This window comes from Flagellimonas hymeniacidonis (assembly GCF_008040165.1).
GTDB lineage: Bacteria > Bacteroidota > Bacteroidia > Flavobacteriales > Flavobacteriaceae > Flagellimonas > Flagellimonas hymeniacidonis.
Map to the genome: position 1 here is coordinate 1,674,108 of NZ_VRUR01000001.1, position 17,933 is coordinate 1,692,040.

Annotated in this window: 18 protein-coding genes; 3 read left to right on the plus strand and 15 right to left on the minus strand. The window is 37.5% G+C overall.

Annotated features, from left to right (window positions below):
* Nucleotides 1-4: 4 nt before the first annotated feature.
* The 8 genes from FVB32_RS07595 to FVB32_RS07630 all read right to left on the minus strand — a co-directional run bounded on the left by FVB32_RS07595 (nt 5) and on the right by FVB32_RS07630 (nt 7,823).
* Nucleotides 5-943, minus strand: a complete 939-nt coding sequence (locus FVB32_RS07595) for a Rossmann-fold NAD(P)-binding domain-containing protein (RefSeq protein WP_147742768.1) — start codon at nt 941-943, stop codon at nt 5-7.
* On the minus strand, nt 940-2,067 hold the full coding sequence (locus tag FVB32_RS07600) for an aspartate aminotransferase family protein (RefSeq protein WP_147742770.1): 1,128 nt from the start codon (nt 2,065-2,067) through the stop codon (nt 940-942). The genes FVB32_RS07595 and FVB32_RS07600 overlap by 4 nt, the downstream gene beginning before the upstream one ends.
* Before the next feature lie 10 nt (nt 2,068-2,077).
* Nucleotides 2,078-2,872, minus strand: a complete 795-nt coding sequence (gene proC / locus FVB32_RS07605; protein WP_147742772.1) for a pyrroline-5-carboxylate reductase — start codon at nt 2,870-2,872, stop codon at nt 2,078-2,080.
* Nucleotides 2,873-2,882: 10 nt separating this feature from the next.
* Nucleotides 2,883-3,857 (minus strand): N-acetyl-gamma-glutamyl-phosphate reductase, encoded by a 975-nt coding sequence (gene argC, locus FVB32_RS07610; protein ID WP_147742774.1) that lies wholly within the window; start codon nt 3,855-3,857, stop codon nt 2,883-2,885.
* A complete protein-coding gene (gene argG, locus FVB32_RS07615; RefSeq protein WP_147742776.1) occupies nt 3,854-5,041 on the minus strand; it encodes an argininosuccinate synthase in 1,188 nt (395 codons plus the stop codon). The genes argC and argG overlap by 4 nt, the downstream gene beginning before the upstream one ends.
* A complete protein-coding gene (locus tag FVB32_RS07620; RefSeq protein WP_147742778.1) occupies nt 5,038-5,652 on the minus strand; it encodes a GNAT family N-acetyltransferase in 615 nt (204 codons plus the stop codon). The genes argG and FVB32_RS07620 overlap by 4 nt, the downstream gene beginning before the upstream one ends.
* A 217-nt stretch (nt 5,653-5,869) precedes the next feature.
* A complete protein-coding gene (locus FVB32_RS07625; protein ID WP_147742780.1) occupies nt 5,870-7,234 on the minus strand; it encodes a DUF2029 domain-containing protein in 1,365 nt (454 codons plus the stop codon).
* Between the two features lie 127 nt (nt 7,235-7,361).
* Complete coding sequence (locus FVB32_RS07630; RefSeq protein ID WP_246139843.1) at nt 7,362-7,823, minus strand: GyrI-like domain-containing protein; 462 nt, start codon at nt 7,821-7,823, stop codon at nt 7,362-7,364.
* A gap of 202 nt (nt 7,824-8,025) precedes the next feature.
* On the opposite strand from FVB32_RS07630, the gene FVB32_RS07635 reads away from it, so the two are divergent.
* Nucleotides 8,026-8,379, plus strand: coding sequence for a hypothetical protein (locus FVB32_RS07635; protein ID WP_147742782.1), 354 nt, complete (start codon nt 8,026-8,028; stop codon nt 8,377-8,379).
* A 2-nt stretch (nt 8,380-8,381) separates the two neighbouring features.
* Nucleotides 8,382-8,843 carry a hypothetical protein gene (locus FVB32_RS07640; RefSeq protein WP_147742784.1) on the plus strand — a complete coding sequence of 154 codons (462 nt, stop codon included), beginning with the start codon at nt 8,382-8,384 and terminating at the stop codon, nt 8,841-8,843.
* 203 nt (nt 8,844-9,046) lie between these two features.
* On the opposite strand, the gene FVB32_RS07645 is transcribed toward FVB32_RS07640, so the two are convergent.
* The 7 genes from FVB32_RS07645 to FVB32_RS07675 form a co-directional block, all read right to left on the minus strand.
* Nucleotides 9,047-9,769: a helix-turn-helix transcriptional regulator gene (locus FVB32_RS07645; RefSeq protein ID WP_147742786.1), complete on the minus strand. Its 723-nt coding sequence runs from the start codon at nt 9,767-9,769 to the stop codon at nt 9,047-9,049.
* 4 nt (nt 9,770-9,773) lie between these two features.
* On the minus strand, nt 9,774-11,045 hold the full coding sequence (locus FVB32_RS07650) for an MFS transporter (RefSeq protein ID WP_147742788.1): 1,272 nt from the start codon (nt 11,043-11,045) through the stop codon (nt 9,774-9,776).
* Nucleotides 11,046-11,282: 237 nt separating this feature from the next.
* Complete coding sequence (locus FVB32_RS07655; protein ID WP_147742790.1) at nt 11,283-12,767, minus strand: cellulose synthase family protein; 1,485 nt, start codon at nt 12,765-12,767, stop codon at nt 11,283-11,285.
* Nucleotide 12,768: 1 nt separating this feature from the next.
* On the minus strand, nt 12,769-13,458 hold the full coding sequence (locus tag FVB32_RS07660; protein WP_147742792.1) for a glycosyltransferase family 2 protein: 690 nt from the start codon (nt 13,456-13,458) through the stop codon (nt 12,769-12,771).
* Entirely contained in the window at nt 13,459-13,941 is a 483-nt protein-coding gene (locus FVB32_RS07665; protein WP_147742794.1) for a toxin-antitoxin system YwqK family antitoxin, read from the minus strand.
* Nucleotide 13,942: 1 nt separating this feature from the next.
* Nucleotides 13,943-15,547: a 4Fe-4S binding protein gene (locus tag FVB32_RS07670; RefSeq protein ID WP_147742796.1), complete on the minus strand. Its 1,605-nt coding sequence runs from the start codon at nt 15,545-15,547 to the stop codon at nt 13,943-13,945.
* 62 nt (nt 15,548-15,609) lie between these two features.
* The gene (locus FVB32_RS07675; RefSeq protein ID WP_147742798.1) at nt 15,610-16,959 is read right to left on the minus strand and encodes an NAD(P)/FAD-dependent oxidoreductase; all 1,350 of its coding nucleotides are present in this window, start codon (nt 16,957-16,959) and stop codon (nt 15,610-15,612) included.
* A gap of 235 nt (nt 16,960-17,194) precedes the next feature.
* On the opposite strand from FVB32_RS07675, the gene FVB32_RS07680 reads away from it, so the two are divergent.
* On the plus strand, nt 17,195-17,917 hold the full coding sequence (locus FVB32_RS07680; RefSeq protein ID WP_147742799.1) for a DUF547 domain-containing protein: 723 nt from the start codon (nt 17,195-17,197) through the stop codon (nt 17,915-17,917).
* Nucleotides 17,918-17,933: the final 16 nt, after the last annotated feature.

A 17,933-nucleotide genomic window follows, 5' to 3' on the forward strand; every position in this document is an offset into this window, starting at 1 on the left:
TTCTTTAGAGCGTCTCTAGAATTTTTTTCAGTACTATTTGAGCGGAATAGGTCCTGTTATTAGCCTGTTCTATGACTAAACTTTGATTGCCGTCTAAAATAGCGTCTTCTACCACTACATTCCGTCTTACAGGTAAGCAGTGCATAAACTTGGCTTTGCCAAGCTTCTTTACTGTCATCATCCAACTGGAATCTTGGGTGAGTACTTTCCCATAGTCCGAATAACTACACCAGTTTTTTACATAAACAAAGTCTGCATTTTCCAGGGCCTTTTCTTGGTTGTATTCTATTTGACAATTTTCTGTTATTTCAGGATTTAACTCATACCCTTTTGGATGTGTAATTATAAATTCCACCTCTTGCCTCTTCATTAATTGCACAAAGGAATTGGCTACGGCATGGGGCAATGCTTTGGGATGAGGTGCCCAAGATAATACCACTTTTGGCTTTGATTCGGTTTTATGTTCACCAAGTGTAATGGCATCTGCTAAGGCTTGTAATGGGTGTGCAGTAGAGCTCTCCATATTAACTACAGGAATAGAAGCATGTTTGGCGAAACCATTCAGGACTTCTTCTGCTTCATCTTTTACCTTATCTTCCAACTTGGCGAATGCCCTAATGGCGACAATATCACAATATTGAGAAACTACTTGAGCGGCCTCTTTAATGTGCTCAGATGTTCCTTGGTCCATTATGGTTCCATCTTCAAACTCAAGGGCCCAACCCTCATTTCCAAAGTTCATGACCATAATTTGCAACCCTAAATTCATGGCTGCTTTTTGTGTGCTCAAACGCGTTCTAAGACTATTATTAAAGAATAAAAGGCAAATGGTTTTGCCCTTTCCCAATTGCTGAAATTGACACGGATTTTTCTTGAGGGATATAGCTTCATCAACCCAATTGGGAAGCGAATCAATGTCGTTTATGCTGAGATACTGTTTCATTTTAATTCTGTTTTAAGGGCTGCAAAGAATACATCAATTTGTTCTTTGGTGATGTTTAGTGCTGGCAAAAATCGGAGCAAGTACTTGTTTTTTGCGCTTCCCGTAAACATATGCTGGTTGTGGATTAGCCTTTTTCGCAGATCTGCAATTTCAAAATCAAATTCAAGCCCCAACATTAATCCTCTCCCTTTTATTTTTTTTATTTCAGGAATTTCTAATGCTTGCTGCTTAAAATAGTCGCCCAAACGAGTCGCATTAGCCATTAAATCGTCTTTTTCCAAAACTTCCAAAACGGCTAAGGTTGCTACACAAGCTAAGTGGTTACCACCAAAGGTGGTTCCTAAAAGACCATAACTAGCCTTAATGTTTTCATGAATCAATATACCACCAACAGGAAAGCCATTTCCCATTCCCTTGGCTATAGAAATAATGTCTGGTTGAATACCATGATGTTGAAATGCGAAGAATTGACCACTTCTACCAAAACCGGATTGCACCTCATCCGCAATGAGTATTACATTGTTTGACTTGCACTTTTCTTCAACAAATTGATAGAATTCAGTAGTAGGTTCATCCAATCCGCCCACACCCTGAATGGCTTCCAGTATAACCGCACAATACTCGCCCGAAACGATTGCTTTTTCAAAGACATCAAAATCATTTAAAGCAAGAAAGGTTACCTCTTGTTGTTTATTTATGGGTGCATTAATACTAGGGTTGTCTGTTGTAGCCACAGCGGCCGAGGTACGCCCATGAAAACTGTTGCTAAAAGCAATGACTTTTGATTTTCCAGTATGAAAAGAAGCCATTTTTAGCGCATTTTCATTGGCTTCTGCACCTGAATTACACATGAAAAGATTATAATCTTCACAATGCGAAAGTGCTCCTAGTTTTGTGGCCAATTGCTCCTGCAATGGGTTTTGGACAGAGTTGCTGTAGAACCCAATAGTATCCAATTGTTCTTTAAGCCTATTTACATAATGCGGGTGGGAATGCCCAATGGAAATTACAGCATGTCCTCCGTAAAAATCAAGGTATTTCTCACCTTTATCATCTAGTATTTCAATTCCCTTGGCGGATACTGGTGTGACGTCGTACAAAGGGTAAACATCAAATAGTTTCATGTGCTTTATTTTAACCCTTCTTAATTTGATTTATTTTTTCAAATGAAGTAACAATACCTCTGATTAAGGAGGAACTAAGGCCTTGATGCTCCATTTCGTTTAGCCCTGAAATGGTGCAGCCTTTTGGCGTAGTTACCCGATCAATTTCTTCTTCGGGATGGCTGCCAGATTCAATTAAAAGACTAGCGGCACCATTACAGGTATGCATGGCTAGTTCTTGGGCCTCCTTGGCATCAAAACCAAGTTGAATGGCTCCTTGGGTGGTAGCGCGTATCAAACGCATCCAAAACGCAATGCCACTTGCGCAGATGACGGTAGCTGCCTGCATTTGATTTTCTGGAATTTCCAAGGTATGCCCCATTCTATTAAAGATGGCTTTTGCCAAATCAACTCGCTTTTTTCCTAGCTCGTTGCTGCAAAGGCAAGTCATGGAATTGCCCACAGAAATTGCCGTATTGGGCATACTTCTGATGATATATTTGTCAGCACCAATGATTTCTTCCATTTTTGAGATACTGAACCCGGTTATAGTACTGATCACTACATGATTTTCTGTAAGCAAGTCTTTCACTTGTTCTAAAATATTAGCGAAATGTCCAGGTTGTACGGCAAAAATTAGAATATCCGACTGTTTTACTGCTTCTTGATTATCTGACGTAACAGTAACATTACCGTATTTTTCAAAATCCTTGATTTCTGATGTATTTCTTTTGGTCAAGTACATGGTGGTAGCCCCATTGCTGTGCAAAACTCCTTTTGCAATGGCTAACCCTAAATTACCTGCTCCTATGATTGCTATTTTCATAATTATCTTTTTAAAAAACGCCTGCTTTTAATTGTAATCCTTCATTCTCTGTAAAACCGAACATTAAATTCATATTATGAACCGCTTGTCCTGATGCTCCTTTGATGAGGTTGTCTATGGCAGATGTTATCAGTAGTTGGTTTTTATGTTGGTGTAAGTGAATATGGCACTGATTGGTGTTTACTACTTGTTTTAGATGGATGGGTTCATCTGAAATATGTGTAAAAGCCGCTTCGGAATAAAAATCTTGATAGAGTTTTTGCGCAGATTCCAAGCTTCCTTCAAAGGTGGTATATGCAGTGGCTAAAATACCTCGTGTAAAATTTCCTCTGTTGGGTAGAAAATATAATTCTCCGATGGCGTTTTTAAAGGAAGCCAAACTTTCACCTATTTCACCCAAATGTTGGTGCGTAAAGGGTTTGTACCAAGAAACATTATTATTTCTCCAACTAAAATGAGAGGTAGAAGATAATCCAACCCCAGCACCAGTACTTCCCGTTACCGCATTTACATGTACGTCATTGCTCAACAAATCCTCTTTTGCCAAAGGCAATAAGGCAAGTTGAATGGCAGTGGCAAAACAACCCGGGTTAGCAATAGCAACGGCTTTGGTTATTGCTGTCTTGTTTAATTCTGGAAGACCATATACAAACATTGTTCCGTTGAATTTGGCATCTTTGTTCAATCTAAAATCGTTGCTTAGATCAATAACTTTTGTTTGCTTGGAAAATGTGTTGTCTTCTAAGAATTGCGTTGAGTTGCCATGCCCTAAACATAAAAAGACAACATCTACATCAGGATTTATTTCTCCTGAAAACAACAAGTCTGTCACTCCCAATAAATCTTGATGGGCTGAGGTTACCGGTTTTCCTGCTCTCGTTGTGCTGTACACAAAGTCAATACTGGCTTGGGAATGATTCAGCAATAACCTGATTAATTCCCCGCCTGTATATCCCGAACCGCCTATGATTCCAACTTTAATCATAATGCCTGATTTATATGGTTTGCAATTTTACCCGAATTGGACAGAATTTTAATGAATCCCTTCGCATCGTCTGCGGTCCAACCTTTGTTCATTTCTCCATAACTCCCAAAGGAGGCGTTCATTAAATCATGGTTCGATGAAACCCCATTCAATTCAAATCGATAAGGGTGTAGTGTTAGGGAAACTTCACCTGAGACATTTTTTTGAGTGTCTTCTAAAAAAGCTTCTATATTTCGCATGACTTCATCTAAATAATTTCCTTCATGCAACAGCATTCCATAGAAATTGCCCAATTGCTCTTTTTGATATTGTTGCCATTTGCTAAGGGTATGTTTTTCCAGTAGGTGATGTGCTTTTATAATGATTAAAGATGCAGCAGCTTCAAAACCCACTCTTCCCTTTATACCAATAATCGTATCTCCTACATGGATATCCCTACCTATGGCATATTTTGAGGCAATAGCCTCCAGTTTTTCAATATTTTCAACGGGATTTGCAGTTTCCCCATCAATAGAAACCAATTCTCCTTGTTTAAACCCAAGTTTCACTTCTTTTGGAAATTCCTTTTCCAATTGGCTTGGATAGGCGGATCCCGGCAAGGGCAAGTGAGAGGTCAGGGTTTCGTCCCCACCAACTGAAGTTCCCCATAGTCCTCTATTTATAGAGTATTTGGCTTTTTCCCAAGGATAATCAATGCCATTTTTTTGCAAATAGTCAATTTCCACTTCTCTGGACAGTTTATTATCTCGGATTGGGGTAATGATTTTTATTTCTGGAGCCATAATCTGAAAAATCATATCGAACCTGACCTGATCATTCCCGGCGCCAGTGCTTCCATGTGCAATGTACTCCGCTCCAATTTTTTTGGCATGATTTGCAATTTCAATGGCTTGAACGATACGCTCTGCACTTACGGAAAGGGGATAGGTATTATTTCTAAGAACATTTCCAAAGATGAGGTACTTTACCACTTTTTCATAAAAATTGGAAACAGCATCGATAGAGGTATAGGAAGATGCACCTAAATCCAATGCTTTTTGTTGAATCCCCAGAATTTCTTCTTTTGAGAAACCTCCGGTATTTACACTTACTGCATGGACTTCAAAACCTTCTTCCTGCGAGAGATATTTGGCGCAGTAAGAGGTATCTAGGCCACCACTATAGGCCAGCACTAATTTTTTCATTTTGTTTTCTTTTTTAGGAAAAGGTTTTCCTTGATTCGTTTTAGGCGTTTAAACGCTTTTCCATTTAATCTTTTTGATTCGGTTTTGGAAACCTCTGGATCATACAACATTCCAGTGCATAGGCACATATTTCGTTCAGTTCGGGTGAGAATGTCAAAATTCTTGCAAGTTTGACAGCCCTTCCAAAATTCTGGATCATCGGTAAGCTCGGAAAAGGTAACTGGTTTATACCCTAGTTCGTAGTTCATCTTCATAACTGCTAGACCAGTAGTTATTCCAAAAATTTTGGCATCAGGAAACTTCGCTTTTGAAAGCTCAAAAACAGCTTTTTTTATTTGTTTTGCTAGGCCTTGTTTTCGATAATCTGGATGAACAATCAATCCAGAATTGGCCACAAAGTTTTTATTTCCCCAAACTTCAATATAACAGAAGCCAGCGAACTTTTCGCCATCCAAAGCAATTACTGCATTGCCATTCTGCAATCGTTTTATGATGTATTCCGGAGAACGCTGGGCAATACCGGTACCGCGAACCTTAGCTGATTCTGTAATGGTATCGCTTATAATCTGTGCGTACTTATAATGTGATTCGTTAGCAATAATGATGTCCATTGCTATTATATTTTAAACTGATAAATAATTGAAAGTTGTGTGATTTTTTGCGGAAATGGACTCACCTATTTCCATACGAATTGTGCACCCTTACGGGCGACGACGTGGAGAGAATGGACGTACGGGAGCAAGATTGCTCAATAGGAATATTATGTTTTGTTGTCCTTTCATTATGGGTTAAAAGTACAAATTAATTCCAATTGGCATAAGAAAGGTATTATTTTTTGAAGAAATGTAACTTTTTCTCCCCTTTACCTATTATTTCATAAATCAAAAACCCAAAAACAAGGATATACTCAATGGTGAGTAACCAAAGATTCTCCTTAAAATCAGGGTTGGAATATGCATAATAGCTTAAAACAATCGCAAGAGACCAAACCATTGCATACTGGTATTTTGTAAAAACACTCAACACGATTAAAAAGACAATATACCATGGATGCACCGTACTAGATAGGAAGTAATACCCTGTAAGTATGATGAGCATTGAGATAATTAAGGTGTTAAGATTCTGATTTCTTCGTAGAAAGGTTAGCACCAGTGTTCCGAGTATTACAGAAATGGCTACCACTTTTCCATAGACTTTCACCAATTCCCATGGTTTTGCATCAAAACAGCTTACCCAAATCTTTTTAACAGCATTGTAGATTCCAGCATTAAATTCAAAATTGGAAAACCATAGCCCAACCGTTTCTGAGTAGTTGTTTATGAATGAAGGGGAATAAAAAGGGAATAAAAGTATGACGCAGCTTGCACCAACTAAAAGATAAAATAGCGTACTTTTTTTAAAGCCAAAATATTTTAGGAAAAGTGGTAAAAATAGAATGGGCACAAGTTTTACCATAATGGACAGGGAGTAGATTGGAGCGGCCCAAATCCATTTGTTTATAGAAACCAAATAGAGCGACCAAACAAAGAAAAACAGCATTACGCCTTCAAAATGCAGATTTCCAGTTAATTCTACTATTGCTAATGGATTTAAAAAGTACCAAAAAGCCATGTGCGGAGATCGATTAAGGCTTTGCAATAGCTTTCTTCCAAAATAGAGAATACCTATATCTGCTAAAATTATGGTCAAACGCATGATAACGATTGATCCCAAGATGCTTCCTCCTCCCAAAAAAGCGGAAATGGTGAATATGAACTGGTTTATTGGCGGGTAATTGCTAAAGTGCTTTGCGCTTAAATCCCCCATGCCCTGATGTAATTCAATAGCGTTTGCCACAGGTAAATTACCCTGTTCTATTAACTGGTTGGGCAGGAATAAATAGGGATTGATTCCGTTTTTAATCAATTCTCCATCCCAAATAAAGCGGTAAAAATCTTGGGAAAGGTTTGGTTCCGTTAGTAGAAAAACCAAACGAAAGAGTATTCCTGAAACCAAAAGGAACTTAAAGTTCCATTTTTCAAATTGGATCAGTTTGTAGTGGAAGAAAAACAGCGCAACAAATAACGAAAGTAGTTTTGGAAAATCTTCACGCTCTAAATCATAGGCAAAGACCGTATAAAACGAAATACAACCCAAAACTATTAAGATGGAATAGGTGTGGAGCTTCCAAAATTTTATGATTTGTTGGGGCATCTGTGACGAATATTTTTTACGCTTGTAAAAAGTATAAAAATATATCCGATTTAAGACTTTTCAATGGGATAATAACCCGTTGTGTATTTGAAGGGCAGTAATACACAACGGGAGGTTAATTTTGATACTATTCTGTGGCAATTAAAATTTCTGCCTCACCATTGGTGGGGTTCATTGCTTTTTCACCATAAATTTCAATATCTGTGGTGTACGTTCTTTTCAAATCTGTTTTCCAAATATCCATCCAAGTGTTGATTACAGCATCTTTGGTAAGGTCACCTTTTGCCACAAATTGGGTATAATTGGCAGCTGGAACCATTTTTACGGTCATGTCCTCTGGAATATTATCCAAGTTGAACACATTACAGCCAATAACTATGGTGTAAGGTGCGGTATGATCCCCTTCATAGTCGGTATAAATGGCATAAATGGTATCGTCTATTTTGTGTGGTATTCTACTGGGCACATTTTCTGCCATAAATTTTTCCCAAAGCTGTGGAATATCTTTTTCAGCTTTTCCTTTACTGTTAGATGTTCTGGCAGAAAGGCCAACAATGGTCAATGCGTCTTTTTTTGTGATAGTCATCATGATATATTTAAGATTTGACACAAAAATATTATCAGGTTATGACAAGGGTATGTCAGGGGTATTTGAAATTGCTAAATTTATCTATTGTGTCCATCAATTTCATCTGGATTTTTCATTAAAAATTCCCGAACTTCACTTATCGTAGGATATAAATCATTAAAACGAATTCATATCCTTTTTAGTTAGGCACAAGTTGACCAAAATGCGAACAGAAGAATATAATAGAATAACGAAAGAGGGAAACGTACTTGATTTTGGAGCGCTAAAAGAAACTAAAAAGCAACTCGGAATTAATAAATTGACGGAACTTGAATCTGAAATTGACCGAATAATAGCGGAAAATAAAATTCAAAAACCTGAATTGCATAATAAACAGAATAGTGAGGAAACTGACTTTTATCGGATTGACTTAAACTCTGACCAAATTGAAATTATTGTTTCTATGTTTGGAGATTTGGAAGTTGGAAATCTCGGACTGAACTATGAAACGACTTATTCTGCTAACTTCTTTGCTAAAATGCTTGATAAGTGGAATAATTTACCAAATTACAGATAAAAATGAGTGAGGAAAAACCACCACACCTGAACGCTAAACAAATCAGAGAAGGAACTCAAAAAGGACTAAAGAAGTATGAAAACTTAAGTTTTATTGAGCAATATGCTATGTATATGGGAATGGCACAAATACTCGAATTTGGACTGAAAAAGTTATTTGAAGAGAAATTTGGAGGAAATCTTGACGATATGGAAAGATGGACTCTCGGCAAAACTAGAGTTGAACTTGAAAAAAAAGGATTGAGAACAGACTTTATTGCTCTTCTCAAAGAGGTTACAGATTCAAGAAATCATATAGCACACGAAATTCTAGCAAATGAAGCGCTTATGAATGGAATGATGAATAAATTAAATGTACAAGGAGGATTTTCTAAAAACCAAAGATTTCTTTGGAAAGCAATAAATGAACTTGAACACACCTGTTTTCTCTTTGACTGGACGAATGAAAATAATGGTTGGGATTAAAAAACCAGTGCCTAGCACCGTGTATAATTAATTGCTTGGTTCTCGCCTACTTACGAACATTCCTGCGGAATATTCTATCTGTGATTTATTTGCTAAATTAGTTGCTTAACCACGCAACTAATCATACACAACAACGATAAGTGCCATCATAAAAACTCGCACTCCTATGCCGGTGAGCATTTTACTTTAAGGAGTACGCATAATTATTTCCCGTCTAGATCAGGGGTTTCTTGGTAATAGTTATCATACGATTTATAATATTCTTCCAAGGTCATATTATGGGATTCAAAATGCTCGTAGGTATTGGTAATCTTTTGAATATGATCTATTCTAAAGACCCTAAAAGCTTTCCGAAGTCGACAATAAGCGATGAGCAACCATTTTTCTTGTGTGCTGTATAGGGCAAAGGGCTCTATGTTCCTGTTCGTAGATTTTTGATCTAAGGATAGGTAATCAATGTTCAAGACCTCAAAATTGGTGAGAGCTGATTGGATGCGCATAAGATAACTACTTGTCCTCTGATTCAAATAATTGTCGGTGAAATAGATACGATCTTTAAGTAAGCTGGCCTTGTCTTTTTGAGGCCCTTTTAAAAGGGCCCTTATTTTTAGGATGGCCTCTGAATAATGTTGCACAAAGGAGGTATCCTTATTTTTTAGAATCAATTGCTCGGCGGTTATAAGGGCATTTGCTTCATCTTCCGTAAACATTACTGGAGGAAGTTGATACCCATCCATCATGGAATATCCCTTCCCTTCTTCGGTAATAATGGGAACCCCGGATTTTTCCAAAGTGCGAATGTCCCTATAAATGGTTCTAATGCTAACCTGGTGCTTTTCAGCAAGCATTTTTGCCGTTACAATTCTTGAAGATTGCAATTGTGTTAGAATGGCCGTAAGTCTTGAAAGTCTTGGTTTTTCTTCCATGTAATCAAGATTCTGAAATTTTTTGCTTTCTATACAATAGGAAGTAGCCCCAAGCGGCAATACCACCTATAAAGGAAAATAAAGCCAACATCCAAAATACATGCTGATGCCCTTTTGCACCTGGAGAATTTTCCAACAGATAACCCATCGCGGGTCCTGCAAATATATCTGGTGTATACCCTACGAGTGAAATAAGACCAACAGCGGTTCCTGTAAGAACCAGTGGAATTTTGCCTTCTTGCATCACAGCAAAGTAGAGTGAACGTACCGCATACACTCCAGCTGCCACAATCAAAATTGAAATAAAAAACAGCGCTGTTACCGAATCTAAAATTATACCCGTGGCAAACAATAACGCTCCGAAGCAGGAAACCATAAAACCTACAATAAGCCAGAAGGTAGTTTGACTGCGGTCTGCCAATACCCCGATCAGCACCCCAATCACGGGGCGGACAAACAATAAAAAAGTGCCCACTTGGGCCGATTGCACTTGATCATACATCATCACATCTTTGGCATATAAGGAAAATATATCTGTGATTTTGTAACCCACATAGGCACATAAAATGATAATCATAAGCAACCATACTGAAGGTAGACGGGATACTTCTCGTATTTGCGATATCGTAATTTTCTCCAAAATGAGCTCTTTTTCTGACTGACTATCCATTTTCATAAAGAGCCATACCAATATCCCCACAAGAGCAACGATACCCGAGGATACCAGAATCACATGCTTAAATGCTGCCCTGCTTTCAGAGGTTGTCGTCAGGGATAGTTCTGAGGTAATGAACAGGGAAAAAATAAGTACGCCCATAGCTCCGAACAGTGCCCCTACTAATCCACGGCCCCCATCCAAAAAACCGAAGGCCTTGCCTTGGGAGGTAGATCCACCCCAGACCCGAGTTGCCTTGATCATCGGGGCCCAGAATAAAAAAATAGTTGTGAATCCCCAATAGCCATAAAGTATTTTTAGTACGGTATAACTGGGGAAAGTCGCATAGACTAATCCGCCAAGAGCGGTCATCCATAGCGCCACTGCAATTAACTTTCTTGGAGGAAACTTATCTGCCAAAGGACCTCCGAAGAGATAAGACAAGAGCGCTACGATGCCATAGACAGAGAAACATATGCCTAATTGCACATTGTCGACATTAAATACCTCAAGTACGGTGGGTCTAAAGACACGCGCAAGTACAAATGGAAGGATAAATACAGACTCTCCGGCCAAAATAAGGAGTAAGAGGAAATACCAGGGAGCCTTTTTTTGATTCATGGAGTTTTGTGGACTGGACTTTTAAACCTAAGCATAAAGATAACTGTTTAAAAACAGCATTGATTGCATACTTTGATTATGCCATTTTTGTTTGAATGTAATACTATTCAACAATATAAAAGTAGCCAGCTGGATTTTTGAAAATAAAGAATCAACTAGCTGAATTGTATGATTATTGAACATGTTTCCAACTTTCCGATGAGGAAATAACATTAATTCAAAAGATTGAAATGGAATTTAAGCCTTTGCCGTTAAGGATTTAAAGAACACAAAACCAAAACCTAGAAACAACATTAAATGAAAAGGAAAAAGTCCATAATCATTTAGTGGAACTGCACTGTACATACCAAAAAGAAAATACACCATCAAGGCAAATTCCAAAATCATATTGGGAGATAGTTTCTTGGCAAGGTATTTATTGCCCTTCCAGCTATCTGTAAGATTGTTGATGTTGAATTTTGGAGTACGAACAAACTCACTTCGCTTGCCCATATGCCCTTCTAAAACTGCTACCGTGTTGTGCAAGGAGAACCCAAGGGCAACAGAGAAAAAGGTAAAGAAGAGCTTTATATAGTCTACAAAATTGTCGAATCCGCTTCCCTGAATACTTTTATAGGTAAACCAATAACAGATAAATAGGATTATAGTACTTACAATGAAAAAGCTGGTCACTTCAAAAATCCAACCTAAATGGCCATAGGAGTTTTTGATATACAGCATCGGAATGCTTAAAAGTGCTACAATAAAAACACACAAAAACATGGAGCTGTTCAACAAGTGCATTACGCCATGAAATTTTGTCTTAAAAGGAATGTTTTTGGCGGTAACAACACTCCAAACCGTTTTTCTAAAGTTTTCAGCTCCACCCTTGTTCCATCTAAATTGTTGCGAACGGGCTGCACTGATAACAACAGGAAGTTCTGCAGGAGTCTCTACATCTTCCAAATATTTGAATTTCCAATTTTTCAATTGGGCGCGGTAACTTAAATCCAAGTCTTCCGTAAGTGTATCACCTTCCCAGTTACCAGCATCTAAAATGCATTCTTTTCTCCAAATCCCAGCTGTTCCATTAAAGTTAATGAAATGCCCCTTTGAATTTCTCCCTACTTGTTCTAGGGTAAAGTGCGCATCTAACGCAAAAGCTTGAATTCTTGTAAGTGTGGAGTAATCTCTATTGATGTGTCCCCATCTAGTTTGGACCACACCTATTTCTTCATCCTTAAAATAAGGAACCGTCTTTTTTAACCAATCGCTTTCAGGAAGAAAGTCAGCATCAAAAATGGCAACAAAATCTCCTTTGGCAATTTCCAGACCTTCTTTAAGCGCACCAGCTTTAAAACCTTGTCGGTTTTCTCTGCGAATGTGTGTTATATCAAGACCAGTTTTTTGAAGATTTTTTACTCGTTGGGCTGTTTCAATTACGGTATCGTCCGTAGAATCATCCAAAACCTGGATTTCCAGCTTACTTTTTGGATATTCTATTTTGGAGATGTTTTCCAACAAGCGCTCCATAACATATTCCTCATTATAGATAGGAAGTTGTATGGTGACAAACGGAATTTCTTTGGGGTCTAATAGGTTGAATTTTGGAGCTACTTCGTTTTTTCTTTTATTACCTAAATAGTTGACCAAAAGATTTAATTGTGCTAAACTATAGCAGAAAATTAAAACTAAGGCTGTAGTGTAAATAGCGATGATAATAAAAGCGATCGTAAGTCCCATATTATTTTATACTGTATTTAAAAATCCAACCTAGAATTTTTATGCCTGCAAATATAGCACCTTTTACGGTTCCTGAAACTTTTGAGACACCTATTCTCTTTTTATAACGCACTGGTACTTCGGTATATGCCAGTTTTTTACGTAAAGCTTTCAACTGCATCTCCACAGTCCAACCGTACGTTTTGTCCTGCATTTCCAATTCTTTGAGCTTTTCGTATTTAATGGCCCTAAAAGGCCCTAAATCTGTAAACTTTGCCCTAAAAAACAAGCGCATTAAAAAAGTCGCTAATTCGTTTCCGAAAATTTGTGGAAAGGTCATTGATCCCGCTTCGCGTAGTTTTTTTTTTCGTGCTCCAATGACTAGGTCCATGTTTTTATTTAGGATTGGGGCTACTATTTTATCCAATTCTTCGGGATAGTCTGAATAGTCTCCGTCGATAAATACGATAATATCGGGTGCTTTGGATTGTTTGTCGATGTAATCCATTCCTTTTAGGCAGGCAAAACCATAGCCTCTTTGGTTTTCTGTCAATACTATAGCACCAGCTTTTAGGGCATTTTCAACAGTATCGTCTGTAGATCCGTTGTTAACCACAATAATTTCTGAAACTGATTTTGGTAACTCTGAAACTACCTTGCCAATGGAATCTCCCTCATTTACAGCTGGGATTATGACTTTTATATCTGCCATTTACTTTAAATCAGATAGTTTGTTTTCCTTTTTAAAGCTTGAGAAATTATGCCACTCCTTTATTTTTTTTCCGTTGTTATATTTTTCGGCGGAAGTCAATTTTTCATTTTTATACTTTAAGCAATAGCCATTTTTTATGCCTTTTTGAAGCTGACATTTATGGTTTACGTGTCCTTTATCGTCGTAAAACAACCACCATTTTACCATTTTGTTTTTTGAGTAATGCCCTTCCATATCCAAAATACCATCTTTGGTATAAAAATACCAATATCCTACACGCTGATTGTTACGAAAGTGTCCTTGCTCCATAATTTTACCGTTTGGAAAGTAAAATTTCCAGAAGTCCTCGCGAGAATCACCATTTTTCCATCCTTGCGCTTTTATTTTTCCGTTTTCATGAAATTCTCGGTGGTACTCTTTTTTAAAAGTATCTTCTGAATAGATACCCAGGAGTAAAAGACCTGTAATAAGAAATCGTAGCATTTTATTTTTTGTTCACCAAAGTCATTAAATCCACATCATTACCCAACAATACTTGGTTGCTGTCTATACGACCTTGCAGAGGTCCGTTCTCCAATTTTAGAACACCTCTTGGACATACAGCAGAACAAATACCGCAGCCTACACAGCTGGAACGAACAATATTCTCACCTTTTTGGGCATATGCACGAACATCAATACCCATTTCACAGTAAGTAGAGCAGTTACCGCATGAGATACATTGCCCTCCGTTTGTGGTAATCCTGAATTTTGAAAATAATCGTTGCTGGAAACCTAAAATAGCTGCCATTGGACAACCAAAACGACACCAAACACGGTTTCCGAAAATGGGATAGAAACCTGTGCCTATAACACCTGAGAAAATGCTTCCTATTAGAAAAGAATATGATTTACGGAGTGTTTCTGATTTGAACAAAAATACTTGGCCTTCACCACTAAAAAAATGGAAACCAATTAAAGCAAGAATAATAACCAAATAACCAGCGGCTCCATATTTTGCATCTTTTTGAAACTGGTCTCTTTTAAAAATCATGACCAAAGCAAAAACGGAAGTCAATAAAACACCTACACCTACTAAGAAAGTACTCTTGGTCAACCAATATTTACTGGTATCATTGCCCAAATATGAATAAATGACCGCTGTGGTCATTAAGGTTACAAAAACAACTACACTATGCACTACCCAACGCTCAATTTTCCAGGCCTTTACAGTTTTATCACTTAATTGACGGAAAGAATCTCCAGCAGTCTCAGCTAAGCCTCCACAACCACAAACCCATGAACAGTACCAGCGCTTTCCATATTTGTATGTGAGAATTGGACTGATAACAAAAATAGAAAGGACGCCAAAAATCAAAAGAGCAAAACCAATATCACCGGAGCTTAAAAAACCTTTAATACGATATCCTTCAAAATTGTAATAATTCAAAGGCCACATATTTTTAAGGTCATAATAAGGTAGGCTACCACCATTTAAGACTGAACTTCCGTTCAATCTTGCCATCAATTCAGGAATAATAAAGGCAAAAGCTGTTTGAAAGAACATCACACTCATGGTGCGTATTCTTTCATATCTATTATGACGATACTTCCACATAAATTTTATACCAAATGCAAGTATTGCAACAGTATAAAGCGTTCCATAAACAAACCATTGGCTGGCCGGGTTGCCACTTAATGCTCTGCTCAATGGGTCAAATAAACCAATAACACCAGTATTATCTCCTTTTTGAACTAGGCCTAAATACTCTGGATAGAAATAAAGGATAATATAAAACGAGGTTAAGGAAATACCAGCAATCCATCCCCAAAAACCTTTGCTGGAGATAGATTTGAACCAAACGCCATCATTCTTAATTCCTGGTTCTTTTTTGGAATACATATCCCACGAAAACCAAATTGTTCCAGAGGTAATGGCTGCCAAAGAAATACTCAACCAAAGCGCCTTGTTTGGAAAATCAACGTTAAAAGCAGCCAACAAAATGATCGCCAAACCAGATAAGCCGATTAGGGTCGCTATTTTTTGGTTTCTACTTAGTTCTTTTGGTGGTTGACCCGTTAGGGCCATGCTTCTGTCGTAAGTGCTCATATTTTCTTATTCAAAGTTGAATGGTAAAAGTTGTTTAAGATTTATATTGATGGTAACAACCATTAACCAATTGCAAATATTCTTTTTAAACTCTTCTTTTTCATTTTGATGGATTTTCCAAAATCCGCATTGTATTTGGAAACGACCTCAGTTTCATAATTTTTATAGAACTCTGGATCAAAATTGGCATCTATAAGATGTTCCATAACATAATCAACATCTTTTTCTTGGGTTAACCACCTGTCAAAAACCTCATGCCGCATGCGAATACCAAAAGTGTTGATTCCCAAAAACTGATTATTTTCCTTATTGAAGGCTATTGTAATGCATACCTTTTCTTCGGCATGTCTCCAGTGAAAGTGCTGTTCATATTCTTTCATTCCTCTTTCAGAAAAGACCCAGCCATAGGTTTGGTATTCAATATCCAAGAATTTAGCTGAGTTGAACCAATGTCCTGGCTTGTATTCAATTTTGTTTCCACAAATGGTTTGAGCTACTGTTTCGCCCATCATTCTTCCGGTATACCAAACAGCTTCAATGGGTCTTCTATTTCCAATAGCCTCATGCTGTTCCGCACAATCACCAATGGCATAAATATCCTTAACATTCGTTTCTAAAAAACGGTTCACCTTAACGCCGCGACCCAATTCAATTCCTGAGTCTTTAAGAAAATCGATGTTTGGTGTTACGCCGGCGGTAAGTCCAACCATATCACATACAAGTTCTTCTCCAGTTTCAGCAATTATGACAGATTTGACTCTTCCATCATCATCTGCAACGATTTCTTTAAGGTTTGTACCGAGCCGTAAATCAATATGGTGATCTAAAATATGTTCATTTATCAATTTTGATTCTCCACTAGGAAGAACCCCGTTCCAAAAACTATCTTCTCTAACCAAAAAGGTCACCGGAATATCTCTGCTTCGTAGCATTTCTGCCAACTCAATACCAATTAAACCACCACCAACGATCACAGCTCTTTTGCAGGCCTCTTTATTGGGTGCATTCACTTCCAAAAGGTCCAAATCTTGTTTTGAATAGAGTCCTTGTACCCCATGTAAATCTTGACCAGGCCATCCAAATTTATTGGGTTTGGAGCCAGTTGCTACAATTAGTTTATCATAGGTGATAGCTCTGGAGCCATCAATCTGTAATTGTTTTTCCTCTGGGTTAACTTTGGTCACATATCCTCTTACCAATTCAATCCTATTCTTTTCCCAGAACCAATTTTCATAAGGTTGAATATGATCAAACTTCATGTGGCCCATATACACATACATTAGGGCAGTCCTTGAAAAGAAATAATCTGTTTCCCCAGAAATAATAATGATTCTCTTATCTGAAAGCTTTCGGATATGTCTTGCTGCAGAAACTCCTGCAATACCATTTCCGATAATAACAATGTTCTCCATGAGATTGTATTGGTTGTGGCTAATGTGTCGTCCCTAAATATAGGAACTTAACACGAGCCCTTAATTTAGAAAGAATTTAAATTTTAAAGATTATTGTAAGGTTACTCCATAAATGCGAACGCCTAAGTATTTGATTATTAAAACCTTAAATAAATCATAAAATGTTAAAAGTGCTGTATGGTGCAAAAAAAGCATTCGACAGAAGCAGCAGTTTTAACAACTAAAAATTTAAGAAATGACTTCTAAAAAAATACTAACCACTTTTTTATTGGCTATTGCTTTCCAGTTTGGTTTTTCACAAGATACTGCTACTTTTTTCGGTAAGGCAGATGGTTTTTTTAAAACCTATGTTAAGAATGGGAGAGTTGCTTATAAAGAAATTAAAGCAAATCCAGAGAGTTTAAATGAGCTTTTAAATCTGGCTAAGACAATTTCCATATCAAAAAGCGATGCGAAAACGTACCAAGCCTTTTGGATCAATGGGTACAATTTGTCCGTAATAAAAGGAATTGTAGATAACTACCCCATAAAATCACCTTTGGATAAAGCAGGTTTCTTTGATAAGATAACGTATGATATTGGTGGAAAGAACACCACTTTAAATGATATTGAAAATAAGTTACTGAGAGCAAATTTCCCTAAAGAAGCCAGATTTCATTTCGTACTTGTCTGTGCCGGGCTGGGTTGCCCTCCGATAATTAATAGTGCTTATCTACCTAATACCTTAGATGCTCAATTACAGAAACAAACCGAATTGTCGCTGAACGATTCCAATTTTATAAGACTGAAGGGAAAGAAAGTAAGCCTTTCCCAAATTTTTGAATGGTATAAAAGTGATTTTATACAAGGCGGAAAGAGCTTGGTAGATTTTGTAAATCAATACCGAAAAGAAAAAATAGACTCCAGTGCTAAAGTAGGATATTACCCTTACGACTGGACTTTGAACGAAACCAAATAAAAAAGTAAAAACAACA

What these genes read in the sequence shown, in the direction of transcription:
- FVB32_RS07595 (WP_147742768.1), bottom strand. Translation starts at nt 943, where the DNA reads ATGAAACAGTATCTCAGCATAAACGACATTGATTCGCTTCCCAATTGG.
- argG (WP_147742776.1), bottom strand. Translation starts at nt 5,041, where the DNA reads ATGAAAAAATTAGTGCTGGCCTATAGTGGTGGCCTAGATACCTCTTAC.
- FVB32_RS07640 (WP_147742784.1), top strand. Translation starts at nt 8,382, where the DNA reads ATGAGTGAGGAAAAACCACCACACCTGAACGCTAAACAAATCAGAGAA.
- FVB32_RS07635 (WP_147742782.1), top strand. Translation starts at nt 8,026, where the DNA reads ATGCGAACAGAAGAATATAATAGAATAACGAAAGAGGGAAACGTACTT.
- FVB32_RS07625 (WP_147742780.1), bottom strand. Translation starts at nt 7,234, where the DNA reads ATGCCCCAACAAATCATAAAATTTTGGAAGCTCCACACCTATTCCATC.
- FVB32_RS07680 (WP_147742799.1), top strand. Translation starts at nt 17,195, where the DNA reads ATGACTTCTAAAAAAATACTAACCACTTTTTTATTGGCTATTGCTTTC.
- FVB32_RS07645 (WP_147742786.1), bottom strand. Translation starts at nt 9,769, where the DNA reads ATGGAAGAAAAACCAAGACTTTCAAGACTTACGGCCATTCTAACACAA.
- FVB32_RS07660 (WP_147742792.1), bottom strand. Translation starts at nt 13,458, where the DNA reads ATGGCAGATATAAAAGTCATAATCCCAGCTGTAAATGAGGGAGATTCC.
- FVB32_RS07670 (WP_147742796.1), bottom strand. Translation starts at nt 15,547, where the DNA reads ATGAGCACTTACGACAGAAGCATGGCCCTAACGGGTCAACCACCAAAA.
- FVB32_RS07630 (WP_246139843.1), bottom strand. Translation starts at nt 7,823, where the DNA reads ATGATGACTATCACAAAAAAAGACGCATTGACCATTGTTGGCCTTTCT.
- proC (WP_147742772.1), bottom strand. Translation starts at nt 2,872, where the DNA reads ATGAAAATAGCAATCATAGGAGCAGGTAATTTAGGGTTAGCCATTGCA.
- argC (WP_147742774.1), bottom strand. Translation starts at nt 3,857, where the DNA reads ATGATTAAAGTTGGAATCATAGGCGGTTCGGGATATACAGGCGGGGAA.
- FVB32_RS07665 (WP_147742794.1), bottom strand. Translation starts at nt 13,941, where the DNA reads ATGCTACGATTTCTTATTACAGGTCTTTTACTCCTGGGTATCTATTCA.
- FVB32_RS07675 (WP_147742798.1), bottom strand. Translation starts at nt 16,959, where the DNA reads ATGGAGAACATTGTTATTATCGGAAATGGTATTGCAGGAGTTTCTGCA.
- FVB32_RS07650 (WP_147742788.1), bottom strand. Translation starts at nt 11,045, where the DNA reads ATGAATCAAAAAAAGGCTCCCTGGTATTTCCTCTTACTCCTTATTTTG.
- FVB32_RS07620 (WP_147742778.1), bottom strand. Translation starts at nt 5,652, where the DNA reads ATGGACATCATTATTGCTAACGAATCACATTATAAGTACGCACAGATT.
- FVB32_RS07600 (WP_147742770.1), bottom strand. Translation starts at nt 2,067, where the DNA reads ATGAAACTATTTGATGTTTACCCTTTGTACGACGTCACACCAGTATCC.
- FVB32_RS07655 (WP_147742790.1), bottom strand. Translation starts at nt 12,767, where the DNA reads ATGGGACTTACGATCGCTTTTATTATCATCGCTATTTACACTACAGCC.